Source organism: Candidatus Atribacteria bacterium (genome assembly GCA_011056645.1).
In the GTDB taxonomy this organism is placed as follows: domain Bacteria; phylum Atribacterota; class Phoenicimicrobiia; order Phoenicimicrobiales; family Phoenicimicrobiaceae; genus Sediminicultor; species Sediminicultor quartus.
The window spans coordinates 1-21515 of the sequence record DSEL01000065.1; the positions used below are offsets into that span (position 1 = coordinate 1).

Here is a 21515-nt window from a genome sequence, read left to right on the forward strand (position 1 = left end):
AGAGAATATAATATTATGATAGTCGACTTCTTCCAATATCTTGATAATATTCTTAGCGCTTTCTATCAGGGCTTCAGGGGTTACTTTTTTATGCATCTTCAGTATATTTTTATCTAACGAACCAGAATTCACCCCAAATCTAATTGGCACATTTTTTTCTTTTGCTGATTTTATAATTAATTTGAGATTTTCTAAATTTTTTATATTCCCAGGATTTATTCTTAATCCATCTACTCCAAGTTCAATAGATTTTAAAGCTAATTTATAGTCAAAGTGAATATCAGCAACCAAGGGTATATTTATTTCCTTCATTATCAACGGTAACGAGTAACATGATTCTAATTCCGGAACAGCCACTCTTACAAGTTCGCAGCCTTCTTTTTCCATTTTTATTATCTGGGATACTGTATCTGATATATTCTTTGTATCAGTATTCGTCATGGATTGAACCGAAATTGGAGCATCTCCTCCAATTTCCAAGTTACCTACCTTTACGATCCTGGTCTGTCTTCTCATATACATTGCTATAACTTCCTTCTTTTCTACTTTACAAAAATTCTTAAAATATCTTTATATGTTGCAATGATAAAAATAGCTGCCATAATGGATATTCCTATTAAATACATAAAGCTTATTTTTCTCGCTTCTAAAGGTTTACCTCTTATTTTTTCTATCGCTAAAATTATTATATGCCCACCATCCAAGATGGGTATGGGAAGAAGATTGAATAATCCTATAAATATACTTAAAATTGCAGTAAAATATAACAGGTTTAAGAAGCCTAATTTTGCTGCTTCTCCTGTCATTTGAGCAATGCCTAAGGGTCCTGCTATCTCAACAGGAACTTTTCCAGTGATCATCTCCAAAGTATTAGAGAATATTAGCGTTATAATATTCAAAGTGACCATTAATCCCTTGGCAAAGGCTCTAAAAATATTAATCCTCTCGGCAGATATCCCAAAAGTAATTCCAATTAATCCCTTTTTATAATCCTCATTATATTCCGGAATTGCAAAAACATTAATGATTTCCCCTTCTCTATCCAAAGTTATTTGCAGTTCTTCTCCTGAACTATTATTTATAACATTGGCGATTTTATCGGGATCTTCCATTTTTATTGAGCCGATTGCTATAATTTTATCTCCGGAAAGAATTCCAGCTTGTTCAGCTGGACCCTTTTCAACAACTGTTGATACATAATTAGTCACTACCGGAATTCCATTTACAAAAAAAATAATACTGAATATAACAACTGCAGTAATAATATTCATAAAAGGTCCTAAGCCTACTATTAGTGCTCTAATCCCCAATGATTTCTTATCAAATCTTTGCTCTTCGGGTACCTCTTCTAATTTTTCTTTATCATCTTCTTGTCCCATTTCTCCAGCCATTTTTACATAGCCACCGAGAGGTATCAAGCATATTAGATATTCTGTTTGGTTTTTAATAAATCCTAATATTTTTGGTCCGAAACCAAAAGCAAATTTATATACTTTTACTCCGGAAGATTTAGCGGCAATAAAATGACCTAACTCATGAAAAAATATTAATATACTAAAAACAAATATAAAAGCAATTACGGTTAACATTTTTACTCCCAAATTAAATAAATTGTTATTAAATTAACCATTAGCATTTTCTCTTCTCTCGTGTTGAAATTTCCCTTTGTTAAATACTTAGAAAGATTTAATTATTTTATATTTATACAAAAATCCAAAGCTCTCTCCCTAGCCCAGTAATCTGTATCTAAGATATCACTGATATTTGGGTTATGCTTTGGTTGGTGTTCTTTCATGGTTTGTTGAATAATTAAAGGAATTGAGGAAAAGTTTATCTGATTATTTAAGAAAGCATCAACTGCAATTTCGTTTGCTCCATTTAATACCGCTGGCATTGTTCCCCCGATCTCTAATGCCTGATAAGCAAGTTTGATACAAGGAAATTTATTAAAATATGGTTTTTTAAAAGTTAGTTGCCCCATTTTGGTTAATTCTAATCGAGGAAAGTTATTAATCGCTCTACGGGGGTAAAATAGGGCGTACTGTATAGGAATCCTCATGTCATGTTCACTTATTTGAGCCAGAATAGCACCATCAACAAATTGAACCATTGAGTGTACATAACTTTGAGGGTGAATAACTATCTCTATTTTGCTCGCCGGTATATTAAAAAACCATTTTGCTTCAATTACCTCTAACCCTTTATTCATTAAGGTAGCAGAATCAATAGTAACCTTTTTCCCCATTTTCCAGGTGGGGTGATTTAGTGCATCTTCAACTGAAACATTTTTTAAGGCAGCTTCGGTAAAATCATAAAGCGCACCTCCAGAAGCAGTTAAAATGATCTTTTCGACACATTCTTTTGGTTCATTATCCAGACACTGCAAAATTGCGCTGTGCTCACTATCTATAGGTAATATTTTTGTATTTCTTAAGTTTGCCTCATTAATTAATAATTCACCCGCTACGACCATTGCTTCTTTGCTAGCTAAAGCAACTACCTTTCCTTTTTTTACAGCTTCAAAAGTTGGTATGAGAGAGGCTACTCCTGTTATTGCCACTATAATAATATCAGCTTCATCCAAGGTTGATATTTCTATTAATCCTTCAGTTCCCCATAATAGCTTAGTAGTGCTCGAGTTTTCTAAGTCTTTTTTTAGTTTTCTAGCAATATACTCATTTTTGACTACTGCTACCCTGGGTTTAAAAATATTTATCTGCTCTTTAATAAAATTTGTGTTTTCCCAACCGCTTATAGCTGATACTTCAAATTCGTTTGGATATTTTTTTATAACTTCTAAGGTTTGTTTTCCTATCGAACCTGTTGAGCCTAAAACCACTATTTTTTTTTGCATGATTCTATCTCTTACTTTCAAAAAATTTTATTAATTTAAAATGAATAAAATTAGATAACCATAAAATATGGGTGCAGTGAATATCAGACTATCGAGACTGTCTAATATTCCTCCATGACCTGGGATCAAGCTTCCTGAATCTTTAATTCCCGAACCTCTTTTCAATATTGATTCACATAAATCGCCTAATTGTGCTATTATTGAAATAATCAAGCCTAGAGAAAGTAATTCTTTAACATTAAAATTTAACCAGTTTTTTAAGAAAAATGTGATAACGAGGCAAAATACAATTCCCCCAATCGATCCTTCAATGGTTTTTTTAGGGCTTATTTTGGGAAATATTTTATTTTTGCCAAATTTAGTACCAATAAGATAGGCTCCGGTATCATTGGCCCAGGTAATAATCAATAGAGAAATAAGATAATAGTTTCCATTTGGTAAATTTTTTATTTTTAGTATGAAGGATAGCAGATATCCTAAATAAATGCTCCCAAAAATGGTAATGGATAGCTCGGCCAATACCCGTGAATAATCTTTTTTAAATAATTGATATATAAAAGTTGTTAAAATAAAAAAACTAATAATTATATTTTCAATAGCGCTATTTAAACAGAAAATGGTATCGACCCTAATAATAAAGTATAAAGCGAGTGTGCTGCCTAGTAGATATAACGGTCTATATCCCTTTTTATTGGCCATACTATATAATTCCTTTAAGCCAAGCAAAGATATGATGATTACTACGATGAAAAAAGGGAATCTTTCCCAAAATATGGTTAAGAAGGCAATAAATATCCCTATAATAATAGTGACAGTTCTCTTTACAAAATTATTATGTTTTTCCTCCATATTTCCTCACTCTTTTTTGGTAATTTCTTATTGCCTCTATTAAATTGTTTTTATCAAAATCAGGCCATAAAATAGGAGTTACCCAAAGTTCAGAATAAGCTATTTGCCAGATCATAAAATTGCTAATCCTCATTTCACCCGCTGTTCTAATAAGCAGGTCGGGATCGGGAAGATTATATGTATACAAATTTTTTCTTATCGTGTTTTCGGTAATTTCTTCAATATTTAACTTTTTTTCTACTATTTTTTGTGTTATAGATTTGATTGCATCAGTGATTTCAGCTCTTCCGCCATAATTAATAGCAACATTTAAAATAAGTTGTTTGTTCTCCTTGGTAGATTCAATTAATTCATTCATCTTTTCATTAAGTGAGTTAGGTAGATCATTTCGTCTTCCTAAAAAATTTATTTTTATATTATTTTTAATCAAGTTTGCTTTTTCTTTCCCTAATACTCTTTCCAATAATTTTAGTAGGTAGGTTACTTCATTTTTAGGCCTTTTCCAATTTTCCGTAGAAAAAGCGTAAATCGTTAAGATGGGTATGTTCATATTTAAGCAATTAGCTATCACCTTTCTAACTGCTTTTGCACCTTCCCTATGACCGGCACTACGAGGCAACCCTCTCTTTTCTGCCCACCGTCCATTTCCATCCATGATTATAGCCAGATGCTGGGGTAATTTATTCTTATAAAATAAACTATTTTTTATATTTTGATTATTAATAATTTATTGTCACCTATAAAAAAACCCCCTTAAAGATATATTAAATAAAAATGAGATTAATATATAATAAAATGTGAAGGGGGTTATATTTTTTTATTCCTTTATGATAGCTTCATTTGGACAAACATCAGCGCAAGTTCCACAATCGGTACACTTATTTTTATCAATTAGGTAAGTTTCTTCTCCTTCAAAAATAGCTTCTACCGGACATTCATCAACACATATGCCACATTTGATGCATTCATCAGTAATTTTATAAGCCACTCGAACTCTCCTTTCTTTATCAAATGATCAAAACGATTTTTATACTTCCATTATTTCTTTTTCTTTAATCTCTAATAATTTATCTATACTTTTTATATATTCATCAGTTAATATTTGTACTTCATTTTGATATTTTTTACTATCGTCTTCTGAAATATTACTTTCTTTCTCCTCTTTTTTTACTGAATCATTTACTTCTCTTCTGATATTTCTTATGCTTATTTTCCCATTCTCTGCCTCTTTTTTTACCAGTCTTACTAACTCTTTTCTTCTTTCTTCGTTCAATGGCGGTACGATAAGTCGAATAACATTACCATCGATGGAGGGAGTTAACCCTAAATCAGATTTCCATATAGCTTTTTCAATCTCCGATAGACAATTTTTATCCCAAGGCTGAATTACTATTAAATTTGATTCTGGGATAGAAATATTTGCTATTTGTTTTAGTGGAGTTAAGGTACCATAATAAGAAATTTTTATCCGATCTACCAGTGTTGAAGAAGCTCTTCCGGTCCTTATATGAGTAAATTCATCTCTTAATGATATAATTGTTTTTTCCATCCTAATCTTTGTTTCATCTGATAAGTTCTTCAGCATATCTATCCTCCCTGTACTATTGATCCTATTTTTTCGCCAAATACGACTCTTCTGATATTTCCAGTAGTATTGAAATTAAAAACGATTACAGGAATATTATTTTCCATGCATAAAGTAATGGCTGTTGCATCCATAACTTTTAGACCTTTATTTAAGAACTCGAGAAAACCTAAACTATTAAATTTTAACGCTTTGGTATTTTTTAATGGATCGGACTCATATATGCCATCGACTTTTGTAGCTTTAAGAATTGCTTCTGCATTTAGTTCAATTGCTCTTAAGGCAGCAGCAGTATCAGTAGTAAAGTAAGGGTTCCCAGTTCCAGCCGCCAAAATTACTATCCTGTGTTTTTCTAAATGCCTAATTGCTTTCCTTCTGATATATGGTTCTGCGACTGCTTTCATCTCTATAGCAGTTTGCACTCTTGTTTCAATACCTAACTTTTCTAAAGAATCTTGAAGAGCTAAAGCATTAATTATGGTAGCTAACATTCCCATATAATCAGCTGAAACTCGATTGATACCTTTTTCGCTCCCTTCTTGACCCCTAAAGATATTTCCCCCACCAATTACCACTGCTATTTGTACTGAAAATTCTCTTATTTCGGAAATTTCTTTAGCAATGAAATTAATCTTTTGTATATCGATACCACGGCCTTTTTCTCCTGATAGGGATTCTCCACCTAGTTTTAAAAGAATTCTTTTATATTTAGGCTTTTTCATAATTATTATCCTTTGCCGTGATAATTAATAGTTAGTTAGTATTTATTAATTCATAACGACTTCCTACAGGCACAATGAGAATCATATCTTTATATTAATATATTACCAATCTTTTCATGATAAACGGATTGTTCTGGCGCCTGGTTTATACCTCTAAGATTTTATCTTCTTTGCTATATAATATATATGATATGTGGCATAATAATTTTAAATTTCCTCGCCCAGTTGAAACCTGGCAAATCTTTTAATTACTATATTTTCGCCCAATTTAGAAATTAATTCTAATAATAATTGATTAATATTTTTGTTATTATCTTTAATAAATAGTTGTTCTTTTAAGCAAATTTCTTTGAAATATTTTTCCAGTTTACCTTCCACAATTTTTTCAATAATGGGAGCAGGTTTACCTGTTTTTTCAACTTGGGCGAAAAATATTTCCTTTTCTTTTTGAATTACACTATTTGGAACATCATCTCTGGAAATATATTTAGGGTTTAAAGCAGCAATTTGCATCGCTATATCTTTCACGAATTCTTTAAATTCTTCGGTATTAGCAACAAAATCCGTTTCACAATTTATTTCGACCAAAACCCCTATTTTACCGTATAAATGAATGTAGGATTCTACTTTTCCATTTAATGCTTGCCGCTTAACTTTTAAAGCAGCAGCATCTATCCCTTTTTTACGTAAATATTCCATTGCCTTTTCCATGTTTCCCTCAGTTGCTTTTAAAGCTTTCTTACAATCCATCATTCCAGCACTTGTTTTTCCTCGTAATTCCTTAACCATCTGAGCATTAATGTTCATCCCTATCTCCTTGTTTCCTTTATATATATTATGTTTTACACTGTTTCAATAACTTTCTCAATTGTTGATTTCTTTCCTTCAAGAACTGCATCTGCAATGACCGATGAAATTAGTTTTACTGCTCTAATAGCGTCATCATTTCCCGGAATTACATAATCAATTTCATCCGGGTTACAATTTGTATCCACAATGGCTACTACAGGGATAGAAAGTTTAATGGCTTCGGCAACGGCAATTTTCTCTTTTTTAGGATCAACTATGAATATTGCTGTCGGAAGCTCTTCCATATCTTTGATTCCGCTTAATATTTTTTCGAGCTTTTCTTTTTCTCTTTTTAAACTAATTACTTCTTTTTTAGGAAGAATTTCAAACATTTCATTACTTTCCATTTCTTCTAGTTCATGAAGTCTTTTTACTCTCTTTCTAATCGTATTGAAATTAGTTAAAATTCCACCTAACCATCTATAGTTCACATAAAACATGCCACACCTTTCTGCTTCGTTTTTAACGGCTTCTTGGGCTTGTTTTTTTGTTCCTACAAATAATATATTACCGCCATTACTAGATATCTCTCTTATAAAATCATAAGCAATCTCGACTAGTTTTACAGTCTGTTGAAGATCAATAATATAAATATTATTTCTTTCTGTAAAAATATATGACTTCATTCTGGGATCCCATCGACGCATTTGGTGACCAAAATGCACCCCTGCCTCTAGTAATTGTTTCATTGAAATTACACTCATCTACTACCCTCCAGTTTTCATTTTTATAATTTATACTTCTATTTTTTACTTCATTTTAGAATTATTACAAATGCTGTAATTTTAATACAACACAACACCCATAAAATCAAAGATAGTATAACACAGTTTTTTTTCTAAATCAAGAAAATAAATACAGTATTAGCTATATCATATTTCGTATTCTGTTAAGAAAAACTAGCATAAAACATAACCATAATAGCAAAAATTTTAATAAAATAATTATCGATAACTAAAATCGGGTTCTCTTCACACAATTGACAGTACGAATTACTATTCATTAATACTAAATTAATCGGTAAATCTATAAATTGGTGAATTGGTCAATTATCGGTTTACAAAATATATCTGCTTAGATCTTCATTTTTCACAATACTGTTTAATTTTTTCTTTACATAACTTCTATCAATAATAAATTTCTTCTTTTTTAGATTGGGAGCGTTAAAAGAAATATCTTCCAATAATTTTTCTAAAATAGTATACAGTCTTCTTGCTCCAATATTTTCTGTCTGTTCATTGACTAAAAAAGAGGTTTCAGCAATCTCGTCAATCGCATCATCGGCAATTTTTATTTTTAAACCTTCGGTAGCAAGCAAAGCTACATATTGTTTTATTAGCGAATTACAAGGTTCGGTTAATATTTTTTTTAAATCTTCTTTATTTAAAATATTTAATTCAACTCTAATAGGAAAACGACCTTGTAATTCAGGTATTAAATCGGAAGGCTTTGAAGTAGTAAAAGCACCGGCGGCTATAAATAAAATATGATCGGTCTTTACTGCTCCATATTTGGTCATAACTGTTGAACCTTCAATAATGGGTAATATATCTCTTTGTACTCCTCCTCTAGATACATCTGGTCCATAAGATTTTTCTTGGGTAGCAATTTTATCGATCTCATCAATAAAAACAATTCCCAAATTTTCCACTTTATTAACAGCATCTCGAATTACTTCATCCATTTCGATTAACTTTTGAGTTTCATTATAAAGCAATATTTTACGAGCTTCTGCGATGGTAACTTTTTGTTTTTTTCTTTTTTGAGGAAACATTCTACCCAGAATATCTTTAAAGTTGATTCCCATTCCTTCAATTCCTGAGTTTGAAAAAACTTCTACTGTCGGTTGAATATTTTCATCAACCTCGATCTCAATTACTCTATTTTCGATCTCCCCTTTTTCTAATTTTTCCTTAAATTTACTTCTAGTTCTTTCAAACCTTATTTCTCTTTCCTCTTGTTTAGTTATAATATCAACCGTTTCATTATTTTCTTCTTCCTTTGTTTCAGAATATATCGAACTATCTATAAAATTTTCTCTTTCTTCTTTCCTTTTGTTTGATACGGGAAATAAACAATCTATTATTTTTTCATCAACTAATTGTTTTGCTTTTTCTTCAACTTTGCTTGCCCATTCTTTACGAACTAATTGAACGCTTACTTCTGTTAGATCTCTTATTATGGAGTCCACATCTCTCCCTACATAACCTACTTCGGTAAATTTTGTTGCCTCCACCTTTACAAAAGGTGCTTTTACTAATTTTGACAATCTTCTAACGATTTCCGTTTTTCCAACTCCGGTAGGACCGATCATTATAATATTTTTTGGCGACACTTCATCTATTAACTCCAGAGGCAATTTCTGCCTTCGGATTCTATTTCTTAAAGCAATTGCTACTGCTTTCTTGGCATTATTTTGCCCAACTATATATTGATCAAGTTCGGAAACAATTTGTGAAGGGGTTAAATCATTAATCAATTTTAGGTCCTCCTTTATTTTCTATTTTAACTTTTCCACTGTAATTTTATCATTAGTATAGATACAAATTGATGCAGCAATCTGCAATGCTTTTAAAGCTATTTCCTGAGCGGATAGATTTGAATACTTAACCAAAGCTTTTGCTGCAGCTAAGGCATAAGGACCACCCGATCCGATGGCAGCGATATTATCGTCCGGTTCTATTATATCACCAGTTCCGGAAACTATAAATATTTGTGCTTTATCAGCAACAATTAATATGGCTTCTAGCTTTCTTAATATTTTATCTGTTCGCCATTCTTGAGCTAAAGAAATCACTGCTTTAGGTAAATTCCCATGAAGTTCTTCTATTTTCTTCTCAAACTTTTCAAATAGAGTCATAGCATCCGCACTTGCTCCGGCAAATCCAGTAAGTATTTTACCATTATAAAGTGTTCGAATCTTTTTAGTATTATTTTTCATGATAGTATTACCCATGCTTATCTGTCCATCACCAGAAATAGCGACTTCTCCTTTATGTTTTATCGCTAAGATGGTAGTACCTTTAAACATCTTTTTTATCTCCTTTTTAAGCTTTTTTATTAAGATCTAGGGTGAGATTTATCATAAACTATTTTTAGTCTTTCTTTGGTAATGTGAGTATATATTTGAGTTGTAGATAAACTCTCGTGCCCCAAAAGTTCCTGAACCGAACGTAAGTCCGCTCCGCCTCCTAAAAGGTGCGTAGCAAATGAATGTCTTAAAACATGAGGGCTTACTTTTTTGTTTAAACCCGCTATTTTCATATATTTAATAATAATTCTACGTATGCTTCTTGCTGAAAGTCTTCCTCCAAAACGATTTAATAAAAATATATTTAAGTCACCTTCTAAAATAGATTCATCTTTTATGAACAAATTTCTGCAAGTAATATATTCCTGTATGGCTTTTATACTTGGATTGCCTAAGGGAAGAATTCTTTCTTTTGAACCCTTTCCGAATACTTTAACTGTTTTTTCATTCAAATCTATATCCTGAATAGTTAAATTTACCAATTCTCCGACTCTCATCCCAGTACCATAAAGTAATTCAAGGATTGTCCTGTCTCTCTTTCCCAATATTGTATGAGCAGACGGCGCTTCAATAAGTTTATTAATTTCTTGTAAGTATAAAAAAAAGGGTAATTTTTTATCTATTTTGGGTGTAAATAAATTAATAGTCGGATTAATTTTCAATATACCTTCCCTTAATAGAAATTTAAAGAAAGAACGGATAGTAGATATTTTTCTACCAATACTTCTTGTTGAATAATTGCACTTCTTTAAAAATACAATATATTTTCGCAGGATACTGCGGTTAATATCTTTTATAGTATCTCCCTGAATGATTTTAAAGTCCTTAAAATAATTTGCTAACTGCAATAAATCATTTTTATAGGAAATAATAGTATTGGGTGAATAGTTTTTTTCATTCTTGAGATAAGTAATATATAAATTTATTTTTCCTTTCAATTTAAAGCACTTCTCTCTTTTATAATTTTGCTGGGGAGCTTATTTTCCTAATCTGATAACTTATTTTCATTAAGCTTTTTGCTGTTTTCAGTTGATTTTTGTTTATCTTCTTTAATAAATTCTTTATAATTACAAGCAGAATTACTACATTTATAATAAAAGCCATCTTTCCTATCTTTCATTATTAGTAAAATATGAGCACATTGGGGGCACTTTTTATCAACGGGTTTACTCCAGGTTACAAAAGAACACTTCGGATAATTACTACATCCATAAAAGGTTTTTCCTTTTTTAGTTTTTTTTCTAATAATCTCGCCTGAACATTCTTCTTCCGGACAAGGTACGCCAATTTTATCTAAATAAGGTTTTGTGTACTTACAATGGGGGAAATTTGAACATGCTAAAAATTTTCCGAAACGCCCAGTTTTTATTAACATCTTGCTGCCACATTGATCACAAATTATATCACTAAATACTTTTGGTATTTCAATTTTTTTCGCTTGATCCCCTTTTTCCAAGTCACGGGAAAAGGCTTGGTAAAACTCATTTAAAACTATTTCCCATTTTTTATTATCCGCTTCGATTTCATCAAGCTGCTTTTCCATTTTCGCAGTGAAAGCAATATTTATAATATCAGAAAAATATTTAACTAAAAATGTGTTTACAGTAATTCCTAATTCCGTAGGCTTAAAATTTTTATTTGCTTTTTTAACATAAACCCTATATTGTAAGGTGCTAATCGTTGGTACATAAGTACTTGGTCGTCCTATCCCTTCTTTCTCTAATTTTTTTACTAAGCTGGCTTCTGTATACCTGGGAGGCGGTTTGGTAAAGGATTGATTTGATTCAATTTTTAACAACTGGAGTTGATCTTTTTCTTTAAGATCAGGAATTTTATTTAATTCTTGATTATTTTGATCATATAGGATCATATATCCTTTAAACAATATCTGATAGCCTGAAGTTCTAAAGATATAATATCCTGATTCTATATCTACAGAAATTTTCTCCAAATAGGCAGCTTTCATTCTACTTGCTATAAATCTTTGCCAGATCAAGTTATATAATCTATATTGGTCAATAGTTAAATATTTTTTAATCGATTCCGGATGATTTAGTATATAAGTTGGTCTAATAGATTCATGAGCATCCTGAATCTTTATGTTTTTTGCCATATTCTTCACTTTTTTAATATTTTGAGATGATTTGGCAAAATCCTTACCATAATGTTCATCAATATATTTTTTTGCTTCACTCTTTGCTTCATCGGATACTCTTATCGAATCAGTCCGCATATAGGTTATCAAACCGATATTTCCTTTGTTACCCAAGGTGATGCCTTCATACAATTGTTGGGCTATTAACATGGTTTTTTTAATGGGAAAATTCAATTTATTAAATGCTTCTTGCTGTAAAGTACTAGTAATAAACGGTGGTGACGGGTTTTTCGATTCCTTTTTTTTAGTTATATTTTTAACATAGAGATCATGATTCTTTACTTCGTGACAAATTTCAAAGGCTTCTTTTTTAGTTTTAATCGTTGTTTTCTTAGATTTAATTGAAAATAATCTTGCCTCAAAAGGTTCTGCCTTTTTATCTTCCTTTTTTTTAAATAAAGCATTGATAGTCCAGTATTCTTCTATTTTGAACTTTGCAATTTCTTCTTCTCTTTCGCATATTAAACGTAATGCTACTGATTGCACCCTTCCTGCGCTTAATTTTTTACCAATCTTTTTCCATAATAACGGGCTAATCTTATAACCTACCAGTCTATCCAATAATCTCCTTGCTTTTTGAGAGTTAACCATATTAAGATTAATTTCCCTTGGTTTTTCAAAAGCTTGGGATACAGCTCTTTCAGTTATTTCATTAAAGTAAACCCTACTTTTCCCTTCTATTACCTGTAGTTTTTGGGCAATATGCCAAGCCATAGCTTCACCTTCCCTATCCGGGTCAGTAGCTAAAAAAACCCTCTCTTTGCCTTTGGTGCTTTCCTCTAAATCTTTCAATATTCTTCTTTGTTTAGGAATAACCACATATTCTGGTTGAAAGTTATTTTCAATAGATATTCCTAATTTTGTTTTAGGCAGATCAATTAAATGTCCTTTGCTCGATTTAATCATATAATCCCTGCCTAATATTTTTTTTAGGGTTTTTTCTTTGGTAGGCGATTCTACTATCACTAAATATTTACTCATTTTTTTTCCTTGAAAATATTTTTTGTATTTTTTATTTTCCTTTTAATCGTTGAAATATATCTTGCGGCCAGGAAGGCAATATTATTGCCCCATAAGGGCAATGCTCATCACAACAAAAACAAGAAATGCACTTCTTTCTATCCACCTCAGGAAAATTATTGGTCAAATTCATTGCTGAAGCAGGACATACTTCAATACACTTTTTACAAATTTTACATTTATGATGATCAACTATCGGTTTAACTGATGCAAAACTAAAAGCATAAGGAACCGCTGCTTTTCTTATAAAATTTAAAATACCACTATTTGGGATTTTAAACCCTGGAATTACTTTTAATTCTCCATCAATAATTATATTGGAGATATTTGTCTCCCCCAAATCTCTTTCCTTAGCTACCTGTAATAACTCAATTGAATTAGGATTAATCCCCATCATAGAAGCCATAATGGAATCCAGGGAGACGCCATTATCGCTGCTTAATATTTTATTTATAATTCTTGCTTTTCCATTAGTAGGCCCGGGACCTTCCATACCAATTATAGCATCCATGATATTTAAATCCGGTATTCTTATTTGATAAATATCTATTAAAAGTTCAGCAAATTCTTTAATGGATCGAGAAAAAGTATGTAATTTAGCTTTTTTTCCTCCTGGAATAATACCAAACATGTTTTTTAGAGCTCCAGTAATAGTAGTTAAACCATGAGTTTTAAATTTTGGAACATTAATAATATAATCAGCCTGTTTAACTATCTTAGAAATAAATAATTCTTTAATAAAGGGTGAATCTATCTTTACTTTTACTATCTCTTTGGCAATATTACTATAACAACCGCAAGAGGCATCTAATATTCCGGTAATTTTTGCTATTTTTAAGGGGTCAAAATGAATACTCCCGGAATTATCTCCAACTATTATTTCTTTAGGTTTATATTTTTTTAATTCCTGAACAATAGCAGAAATGATTCTTGGGTCAGTAGTGACCCCTCTCTCCGGAGGGAATGCTCCTAAAAGATTTGGTTTGACTAAAATTATTTTATCTTTTACCTTCTCTTTTATTCCAAATATTTCAAAAATATTTTCTATTATTTCTGGTATCCTATTATTTTGTACATCACTGATTATGACTTTTGACATATTTCCTCTATCAAAATTAAATTGTATCGAAAATCTGGTACAAAATAACCTAAAGCATGCAGAGTTTTTGCTCATACATTAATATATATGGTTATTTGGCTTTCTGGTTAATTGATTAAAAAAGAAAAATAGGGGGACAGAATCCGGCATTCAAAATTATTTCAATTACAAGACTATATTACTTGCGAAGTAATTTTATATTCCTATGACTCCTGACTAATGGATATCGGATACTAACCATTTATCCTATTACTTACGAATAACTGATATCACAGTAACAATTAATCTATTTTGATCTTCTCTCCGATTTTTCTTTCTTTCTTTAATCTTAATCTTTTAATATTGTCTTTATGTTTAAAAATACCGAGAATCATAACTATTGCACTGAATATAATGTATTCATAGGGCTGTTTTAATAATATGTTAAAAATAAAAAGTGTAATTAAGGCAAAAATAGATGATAGGGAGACATATCTTGTGGCTATTAATACAATTCCCCAAATTATTACCGCTAAAATTGATATAGTTGGATTTAAAGTAAAAATAACCCCTAAGGTAGTTGCGATCCCTTTCCCTCCTTTAAACCTGAGAAATACAGACCAGTCATGACCACATATTACGGCAAATCCGGCAATAGTTAAAATTAATGGAGTGTCGAGATTTAGATATTTTACCAAACAGATAGCAAAAATTCCTTTTCCTATATCACCAATTGCGACCAAAGAAGCTAATGGAAGTCCTAATATTCTAAGTGTATTAGTTGCACCTATATTACCGCTCCCTAATTCCCTTATGTCTACCTTCTTAAACAATTTAACTACAATATAACCAAAAGGAATTGATCCTAAAAGATAACAGCTTATAATAACTAAAATAATTTTCATGCTATCTTTCTCTCCCCTCTTTTTTCGCTGAATTAATGACTATCGGCGAACCTTCAAAACCAAAGGTTTCATAAAATTTATTTTCTAAATATTTATGATAAGAAGTATACATTAATTTAGGATTGTTTACAAATAATAGAAATTTAGGTGGTTTTACTCCAGTTTGAACAGCGTATTTAATTTTAAGAGTATTTCCTGCTACATACTTTGGAGGATTTTTAGAAATAATTTCACTGATAAAAGAATTCAATACCGGAGTAGGTATTCTTTTGCTATATTGTAAGATAACATCTTTTATCTTGGAAATAATTTTATCAATATTATAACCGGTTAGAGCAGAAGTCATTATAATGGGCGATTTTTTTAAAAAGGATAATTCATATTCTACCTCGTCTATAAATAATTTTCTATCTATATTCTCTTTAATTAAATCAAATTTATTCAGAATAATAATACAGGCTTTTCTTTCTTTTTGAATATAATTTGCAATTTTTTTATCTTGAGTGCTTACTCCCTGAGCAGAGTCCAGTATTAATAATACGATATCTGAATTATGTATCGCGTCTAAAGTTCTCAGTGTACTGAAAAATTCAACATCTTCTTTCTTTTTCGCCTTTTGCCTTAAGCCAGCGGTATCAATAAACAATAATCTTAAGGAGTTATGTTTAAAAATTACTTCAATGGCATCTCTTGTAGTACCTGGATATTCGCTGACTATGATTCTGTCTTCACCTAAAATGCGATTTAATAAACTCGATTTTCCTACATTGGGTTTCCCCAGAATTGATACTTTTATTATACTCTCTTCCTCTTCTAATTCTGTTTTTAATTCTGAAATGTAGGAAACTATTCTATCTAACAAATCATTAACATTTAATCCGTGTTCTGCCGAAATAATATAAGGCTCTCCGAATCCTAATTCGTAAAATTCATATAATTTTAATTCGCTCCCCTTTACATCACCTTTATTGGCAACCAAGATACTTGTTTTATTTTTTTCCCTAATTGTTTTTGCTACCTTAAAGTCATCCGGATTTATCCCCTCCTTGATATCGACCAACAATATTATCAAATCCGCCTCTTCAATAGCTAATTCTGTTTGTACGGTTATTTTTTTTTGCATTTCCTCTCTTTTTATAAAATCGACGCCTCCGGTATCTACCAAAGTAAATTGCCTTCCTTTCCATTCGCATTCTGCATATATTCTATCTCTAGTAATCCCAGGATGGTTCTCTACAATAGCGGTCCTCTTTTTAATAATTCTATTAAATAAGGTAGATTTCCCGACATTTATTCTTCCTATAATCGCAACAACAGGCTTTCTCAAAATGACTACTCCTATCTTGTACAAAATGCATAGTAACAAGTAATAAATAACCAGTAACAAGTTCATTTTCAAAAATAATTAAAAACAGATTTTTTACAGGCACCCCTTATAGCCAACTAACTGTATAACCAAATCTAAACGCTATAAGCTAAATACTATGTGTTAGTATTTATTGATTAACGGCTCTGATTTAAAATCTTTTTTATTTTTTTTATGGTTATCTCTGGATTTTTGCTTTTAGTTATGCTTTGACCAACCACCATTATATCTACTCCAGCTTTACTTACTGCAGAAATATTATCTAAATTTATTCCACCGTCAACCTCTAAAATGATTAAGTTTTTCTGGTTATCTATTATTTTCCTTGCCTTTTCTATTTTATCGATCATCTCCGGAATAAATTTTTGCCCGCCAAAACCCGGGTTAACTGTCATTAATAATAAGAAATCAATTTTATTGATTAAATATTTAATAAGGCATAAAGGTGTTGCCGGATTTAGAGCGATACCGGATTTTGCCTCAGATTCGTTTATGGTTTGGATAAGCCTGTCGAGATGTTTAGATGTTTCATAATGTACAATAATAATATCTCCACCGGCATTAACAAATGATTTAATATGATTTTCAGGTTTTTCTACCATCAAATGAACTTCTAAGGGAAGAGAGGTTATTTTTTTAATTGATTCTACTATTTTAGGACCAAAGGAAATATTGGGTACAAAATTTCCATCCATTATATCTAAGTGAAGTAAATCTGCTCCTCCACGTTCTATTTTTTTTAATTCTCTACCCAAACAAGTAAAATCTACATCCAAGATTGATGGAGCTAATTTTTTTATCATAATTAAATCACCATCCTATTCATCTAAAATAGTATATTTTAAAACCTTTGATCATTGCTAGTATAACCATAATTTACGGTCAAGACTTCTATATTGAATTGCTTCTGACAAATGAGAAATTTCTATTTTCTTTGATTCCTCCAAATCAGCTATGGTTCGAGCTACCTTTAATATACGGTCGTAAGCCCGGGTGCTTAAATTTAGCTTTTCCATTGCCTTGTATAGTAAATTTTTAGCATTATTATCAATATTACAAAATTCTTTAATCTGCCTTTTTGACATTTGTGCGTTACAAAAAATGCTGTCTTTATGATATCTTTCCCTTTGTTTTTTCCTTGCTCTTTCTACTCTTTCTCTTATCGTAAAAGAATCTTCTTCAAAATCCTTTTCCATAACTTCTCGACAATTTATTCGGGGAACTTCAATATGAATGTCAATTCTATCTAATAGTGGTCCCGATATTTTTGAACGATATTTAACAATTTGAGACGAACTACAAGTACATGCTTTAACCGGATCACCATAAAAGCCGCAAGGGCAGGGATTTAGAGAAGCTACTAACATAAAAGAGGAAGTATAACTAATAGTACTCAAAGAGCGTGATATGGTGACTATACCGTCTTCCAGGGGTTGACGTAGAGATTCTAAAGCACTTCGAGAAAATTCCGGTAATTCATCTAAAAATAGAACACCATTGTGCGCCAAACTAATTTCTCCGGGTTTGGGTGTCTTACCTCCTCCGATCAATCCAACATTACTGATAGTATGATGTGGAGCCCGAAAAGGCCTATCCGTAACCAAAGGGATATCTGGTGGAAGTAAGTTCGCAATACTATACAATTTGGTAATTTCTATCGATTCTTCCAAAGTTAAAGAAGGGAGGATAGTGGGAAGTCTGCGTGCAAGCATGGTCTTTCCCGAACCTGGTGGGCCAATCATGATAATGTTATGACTTCCCGCTGCCGCAATTTCGAAAGCTCTTTTGGCGTGTTCCTGTCCTTTAATCTCAGAAAAATCTAACAAACTGGTTTCGCTTAATTTAAAAATTTCTTCTAAATCGACAGATATTGGATTAATAGATATTCTATTATTTAAAAATTCAATTACTTCATAAAGTGAATTAACTGGAAATACTTTTAATTCTTTAATTATTCCTGCTTCTTTAGCGTTTTCTTTGGGAACAAGCAATTTTATTTTACTCATTTTTTTTGCCATCAAAGCAATAGGAAGTAATCCGTTTACCGGTTTTATGCTTCCATCTAAAGATAATTCACCCATTATTAGATATTCATTGAACAGAAAGGGCTCAACTTGCTTACTGGCAACTAATATTGCCAGAGCAATGGATAGGTCAAAAATAGGTCCTTCTTTTTTGATATCCGCAGGGGCAAGATTTACGGTAATCCTCTGCATGGGAAATTCAAACTCAGAATTTTTTATGGCAGCTCTAACTCTTTCTCGGGATTCTTGAACTGCTGTATCGGGTAATCCTACGATATTAAATGAAGGCAATCCGGGATGAATATCCACTTCGATCTCTACCATAAAAGCATCTACTCCGAATATAGCCGCACTATATAATTTAGATAGCAAAAAAACACCTACTTTTTTGGTGGATAGTAACTCGCATTACCTACTGTATATCGAGTATTGTATTAGAATAAACAATTAAAAAGCATGATTATCGTTAAGATAAAATGCATTCCTGATATGTTTTAACCTTTTTAGATCCTGATGGTTAGAAATACTGATCAATATTACATCAAAGCAATATTTTTTTCCCCAAAGATTGTATTGAGCTAAATAACATAAAGCATTTTTAATTATTTTCCGTTGTTTATTAAGATTGATTGCTTCTTCTGGATATCCATACCGACCAGAACGTCTTGTTTTTACTTCTACAAAAATGATATTTTCTTTATACTCACAAATAATATCTATTTCTCCCAAGAAGGTACGAAAATTTCTTTCTTTAATCTTGTAACCTTTTTCTTCTAAATATTTAGAAGCTATTTTTTCACCATATTTTCCTAGGTTTTCCATCTTAAATCATCATCTATTTTCATAATATTTATAATATAATTGTAAAGAAATGGTTAATTAGTTATTTAGCTATCTGCTTAGTTGTTTAAAAAAATGTAAGAGAAGGTAAAGAAGTAGGGGCACAACTCAGGTCATATCTTCTTACACTAACTAGTTTACCAGATAACTAATATATTAATGACTAATTTCTTGTTTCATCAGTTAGCTTACCACTCTCTTATAACTTTTTCTATGTATTTCTGATGGACCATATTTAAATAGGGCTTCTAAATGTTCTTTTGTGCCATAACCTTTATTCTTTTTGAAAAGGTACTGCGGGTATTTTTGGTCATATTGTACCATAATATTGTCTCTATAGACTTTAGCAACTATAGAGGCAGCAGCAATCGAAATGCTTTTATCCTCCCCTTTGATTAGTGGCGTTTGAAAAATATTGAGTTGGGGAATTTTAAAGCCATCCACTAATAAATGATCAGGTACTTTTTTTAAATTTAAAATAGCTTTTTTCATTGCCAAAAAGGAAGCCTGAGCGATATTTATTTGATCAATAATGTTAGCTTCTACAACTCCGATTCCCACGTCATTTGCCTTATTTAAGATATAAAAATATAATTCTGTTCTTTGGTTTGGATTTAACTTTTTAGAGTCCTTAACATTGGGAATAAATAGTTGGCAGGGCAAAATTACTGCGGCAGCCACTACGGGCCCGGACAATGATCCTCTGCCTGCTTCATCTATTCCGGCAACTAAAGAGCATCCTTCAAGTTTTAACTGGCTTTCATAGCTATAGAGCTTATAGATCCTTAATCTTTCTGCATATAACTTTTTAATTTTTCTCTGATAATTATAAATAATGGGTTGGGTTATTCTTATTTTCTTATCTTTTACTTCAAGCACCATCTAATTATCTTTTTTCTTTAACTTTGCTAGTTTTTCCAATCCTATCTCTTAAGTAATATAATTTTGCTCTTCGGGTTTTCCCTTTTTTTAAAACTACTACTTTTGCTACATTCGGTGAATGAAGTTGAAATATTTTTTCGACCCCAACCCCTTTGGATATTTTTCTTACTGTAAATGATTCTTTGCTTCCACCATGTTTTTTAGCTATTACAATCCCTTTAAATATCTGCACTCTTTCTCTGGTGCCTTCAATAATTTTTTGATAAACTTCGACTGTATCACCAGTTACAAAGTCGCTATTCTCCTTTTTTAATTGTTCTTCTTCTAATTGTCTAATATAATCTATCATAAAAATCATCCTTCCTGAATATTTTTTTAATAACATTTTCTAATTATCTACTATACGTTTTTACATATCTTAGGTTAGGTATTTTTTTCTATTTTTATCCTCTTTTTTCCTGCCTTTTTATTAAAATATTCTATAAAATCTTTTTCAAATTCTTTGAGTAAAGTTAACTCTCTTTTTGATAATTTTATATTTTTAAAAATCTCTGGCCTTCTAATTAAAGTTCTTAATAGAGACTGCGCTCTTCTCCATTTTTCAATTTCTTTATGATTACCCGAAAGCAATATATCCGGAACTTTAAGACCTTTAAAATCATCAGGCCTGGTATAATGAGGATAATCAAGATATCCGTTATAAAATGAATCATTGACTATAGATTCTTCTTTTCCTATTACTCCGGGAACCATCCTCGAAACTGCATCTACCATTAACATAGCTGGCAATTCTCCTCCGCTTACCACGAAGTTTCCGACTGATACTTCCTCTGCATCAAGAAGCTGGAGTATCCGCTCATCTATACCTTCATAGCGACCACAAATGATTAATAATCTACTTTCTTTCGACCAATCTTTCGCCATTGCCTGGTTAAAAATCTTCCCCTGTGCAGAAGTAATAATAATTTTTAAAGGAAATGAAGATTTGTTTTTTTTTATCTCTTCTACGGCGTCCCATATTGGTTGAGGTTTCAATACCATTCCAGGACCGCCACCATAGGAATAATCGTCTACAGTCTTATGTTTGTCCAAAGTAAAGTCTCTAAGATCAATGAGATTTATTTTGATCAATCTTTGTTCTTGAGCCTTATTCAATATACTTTCTGAAAAAGGGCTTTTAAACATGTTGGGAAAAATAGTTAATATATCGATTTCCAAACAGTTACTCATTATATTAATCCATCTACCATATTTATGATTATTCTCTTTTTTTCTAAATTAACTTCTTTTATGACATCATGAATAGCCGGAATAAATACTTCTTTTTTCGTTTTATCTTTAACTATATATATATC

The 21515-nt window shown here is 31.2% G+C and carries 23 protein-coding genes; all 23 read right to left on the reverse strand.

The window, feature by feature from the left end; translation table 11 throughout:
* Window positions 1-516 (reverse strand): 4-hydroxy-3-methylbut-2-en-1-yl diphosphate synthase (locus ENO17_02405; protein ID HER23891.1); only part of this gene is annotated, 516 nt, incomplete at its 3' end.
* 26 nt (window positions 517-542) lie between these two features.
* The gene (gene rseP, locus ENO17_02410; protein ID HER23892.1) at window positions 543-1589 is read right to left on the reverse strand and encodes an RIP metalloprotease RseP; all 1047 of its coding nucleotides are present in this window, start codon (window positions 1587-1589) and stop codon (window positions 543-545) included.
* 101 nt (window positions 1590-1690) lie between these two features.
* Window positions 1691-2854, reverse strand: coding sequence for a 1-deoxy-D-xylulose-5-phosphate reductoisomerase (locus ENO17_02415; GenBank protein ID HER23893.1), 1164 nt, complete (start codon window positions 2852-2854; stop codon window positions 1691-1693).
* Between the two features lie 30 nt (window positions 2855-2884).
* A complete protein-coding gene (locus ENO17_02420; protein HER23894.1) occupies window positions 2885-3703 on the reverse strand; it encodes a phosphatidate cytidylyltransferase in 819 nt (272 codons plus the stop codon).
* Window positions 3687-4430 (reverse strand): isoprenyl transferase, encoded by a 744-nt coding sequence (locus ENO17_02425; protein HER23895.1) that lies wholly within the window; start codon window positions 4428-4430, stop codon window positions 3687-3689. The genes ENO17_02420 and ENO17_02425 overlap by 17 nt, the downstream gene beginning before the upstream one ends.
* A 90-nt stretch (window positions 4431-4520) precedes the next feature.
* The gene (locus tag ENO17_02430) at window positions 4521-4691 is read right to left on the reverse strand and encodes a 4Fe-4S dicluster domain-containing protein (GenBank protein ID HER23896.1); all 171 of its coding nucleotides are present in this window, start codon (window positions 4689-4691) and stop codon (window positions 4521-4523) included.
* 39 nt (window positions 4692-4730) lie between these two features.
* A complete protein-coding gene (locus ENO17_02435) occupies window positions 4731-5288 on the reverse strand; it encodes a ribosome recycling factor (GenBank protein ID HER23897.1) in 558 nt (185 codons plus the stop codon).
* 2 nt (window positions 5289-5290) lie between these two features.
* The gene (locus ENO17_02440; protein ID HER23898.1) at window positions 5291-6010 is read right to left on the reverse strand and encodes a UMP kinase; all 720 of its coding nucleotides are present in this window, start codon (window positions 6008-6010) and stop codon (window positions 5291-5293) included.
* A 207-nt stretch (window positions 6011-6217) separates the two neighbouring features.
* Window positions 6218-6817 (reverse strand): translation elongation factor Ts, encoded by a 600-nt coding sequence (tsf, locus tag ENO17_02445; GenBank protein ID HER23899.1) that lies wholly within the window; start codon window positions 6815-6817, stop codon window positions 6218-6220.
* Window positions 6818-6852: 35 nt separating this feature from the next.
* Window positions 6853-7563 (reverse strand): 30S ribosomal protein S2, encoded by a 711-nt coding sequence (gene rpsB, locus ENO17_02450; protein ID HER23900.1) that lies wholly within the window; start codon window positions 7561-7563, stop codon window positions 6853-6855.
* 353 nt (window positions 7564-7916) lie between these two features.
* A complete protein-coding gene (gene hslU / locus ENO17_02455) occupies window positions 7917-9335 on the reverse strand; it encodes an ATP-dependent protease ATPase subunit HslU (GenBank protein HER23901.1) in 1419 nt (472 codons plus the stop codon).
* A gap of 24 nt (window positions 9336-9359) precedes the next feature.
* Window positions 9360-9890, reverse strand: coding sequence for an ATP-dependent protease subunit HslV (gene hslV, locus ENO17_02460; GenBank protein ID HER23902.1), 531 nt, complete (start codon window positions 9888-9890; stop codon window positions 9360-9362).
* A 29-nt stretch (window positions 9891-9919) separates the two neighbouring features.
* Window positions 9920-10828 carry a tyrosine recombinase XerC gene (locus tag ENO17_02465; GenBank protein ID HER23903.1) on the reverse strand — a complete coding sequence of 303 codons (909 nt, stop codon included), beginning with the start codon at window positions 10826-10828 and terminating at the stop codon, window positions 9920-9922.
* A 47-nt stretch (window positions 10829-10875) separates the two neighbouring features.
* Window positions 10876-13026, reverse strand: a complete 2151-nt coding sequence (gene topA / locus ENO17_02470; GenBank protein HER23904.1) for a type I DNA topoisomerase — start codon at window positions 13024-13026, stop codon at window positions 10876-10878.
* Window positions 13027-13057: 31 nt separating this feature from the next.
* Window positions 13058-14239 carry a DUF362 domain-containing protein gene (locus ENO17_02475; GenBank protein ID HER23905.1) on the reverse strand — a complete coding sequence of 394 codons (1182 nt, stop codon included), beginning with the start codon at window positions 14237-14239 and terminating at the stop codon, window positions 13058-13060.
* 206 nt (window positions 14240-14445) lie between these two features.
* Window positions 14446-15048, reverse strand: a complete 603-nt coding sequence (gene plsY, locus ENO17_02480) for a glycerol-3-phosphate 1-O-acyltransferase (GenBank protein HER23906.1) — start codon at window positions 15046-15048, stop codon at window positions 14446-14448.
* Window position 15049: 1 nt separating this feature from the next.
* A complete protein-coding gene (gene der / locus ENO17_02485) occupies window positions 15050-16441 on the reverse strand; it encodes a ribosome biogenesis GTPase Der (protein HER23907.1) in 1392 nt (463 codons plus the stop codon).
* Between the two features lie 110 nt (window positions 16442-16551).
* The gene (gene rpe, locus ENO17_02490; GenBank protein ID HER23908.1) at window positions 16552-17217 is read right to left on the reverse strand and encodes a ribulose-phosphate 3-epimerase; all 666 of its coding nucleotides are present in this window, start codon (window positions 17215-17217) and stop codon (window positions 16552-16554) included.
* A gap of 57 nt (window positions 17218-17274) precedes the next feature.
* On the reverse strand, window positions 17275-18810 hold the full coding sequence (locus tag ENO17_02495) for an ATP-binding protein (protein HER23909.1): 1536 nt from the start codon (window positions 18808-18810) through the stop codon (window positions 17275-17277).
* A 75-nt stretch (window positions 18811-18885) separates the two neighbouring features.
* The gene (locus ENO17_02500; GenBank protein ID HER23910.1) at window positions 18886-19260 is read right to left on the reverse strand and encodes a YraN family protein; all 375 of its coding nucleotides are present in this window, start codon (window positions 19258-19260) and stop codon (window positions 18886-18888) included.
* A 201-nt stretch (window positions 19261-19461) separates the two neighbouring features.
* Entirely contained in the window at window positions 19462-20160 is a 699-nt protein-coding gene (locus ENO17_02505; GenBank protein HER23911.1) for a ribonuclease HII, read from the reverse strand.
* A gap of 4 nt (window positions 20161-20164) precedes the next feature.
* A complete protein-coding gene (gene rplS / locus ENO17_02510; protein ID HER23912.1) occupies window positions 20165-20509 on the reverse strand; it encodes a 50S ribosomal protein L19 in 345 nt (114 codons plus the stop codon).
* 74 nt (window positions 20510-20583) lie between these two features.
* Window positions 20584-21390, reverse strand: coding sequence for a tRNA (guanosine(37)-N1)-methyltransferase TrmD (gene trmD / locus ENO17_02515; GenBank protein ID HER23913.1), 807 nt, complete (start codon window positions 21388-21390; stop codon window positions 20584-20586).
* Window positions 21391-21515 lie beyond the last annotated feature (125 nt).

Coding starts and splice junctions, on each gene's coding strand:
- rseP (HER23892.1), bottom strand. CDS start 1,589: ATGTTAACCGTAATTGCTTTTATATTTGTTTTTAGTATATTAATATTT.
- ENO17_02415 (HER23893.1), bottom strand. CDS start 2,854: ATGCAAAAAAAAATAGTGGTTTTAGGCTCAACAGGTTCGATAGGAAAA.
- ENO17_02420 (HER23894.1), bottom strand. CDS start 3,703: ATGGAGGAAAAACATAATAATTTTGTAAAGAGAACTGTCACTATTATT.
- ENO17_02435 (HER23897.1), bottom strand. CDS start 5,288: ATGCTGAAGAACTTATCAGATGAAACAAAGATTAGGATGGAAAAAACA.
- ENO17_02440 (HER23898.1), bottom strand. CDS start 6,010: ATGAAAAAGCCTAAATATAAAAGAATTCTTTTAAAACTAGGTGGAGAA.
- tsf (HER23899.1), bottom strand. CDS start 6,817: ATGAACATTAATGCTCAGATGGTTAAGGAATTACGAGGAAAAACAAGT.
- rpsB (HER23900.1), bottom strand. CDS start 7,563: ATGAGTGTAATTTCAATGAAACAATTACTAGAGGCAGGGGTGCATTTT.
- hslV (HER23902.1), bottom strand. CDS start 9,890: ATGTTTAAAGGTACTACCATCTTAGCGATAAAACATAAAGGAGAAGTC.
- topA (HER23904.1), bottom strand. CDS start 13,026: ATGAGTAAATATTTAGTGATAGTAGAATCGCCTACCAAAGAAAAAACC.
- ENO17_02475 (HER23905.1), bottom strand. CDS start 14,239: ATGAGCAAAAACTCTGCATGCTTTAGGTTATTTTGTACCAGATTTTCG.
- plsY (HER23906.1), bottom strand. CDS start 15,048: ATGAAAATTATTTTAGTTATTATAAGCTGTTATCTTTTAGGATCAATT.
- der (HER23907.1), bottom strand. CDS start 16,441: ATGAACTTGTTACTGGTTATTTATTACTTGTTACTATGCATTTTGTAC.
- rpe (HER23908.1), bottom strand. CDS start 17,217: ATGATAAAAAAATTAGCTCCATCAATCTTGGATGTAGATTTTACTTGT.
- ENO17_02500 (HER23910.1), bottom strand. CDS start 19,260: ATGGAAAACCTAGGAAAATATGGTGAAAAAATAGCTTCTAAATATTTA.
- ENO17_02505 (HER23911.1), bottom strand. CDS start 20,160: ATGGTGCTTGAAGTAAAAGATAAGAAAATAAGAATAACCCAACCCATT.
- rplS (HER23912.1), bottom strand. CDS start 20,509: ATGATAGATTATATTAGACAATTAGAAGAAGAACAATTAAAAAAGGAG.
- trmD (HER23913.1), bottom strand. CDS start 21,390: ATGAGTAACTGTTTGGAAATCGATATATTAACTATTTTTCCCAACATG.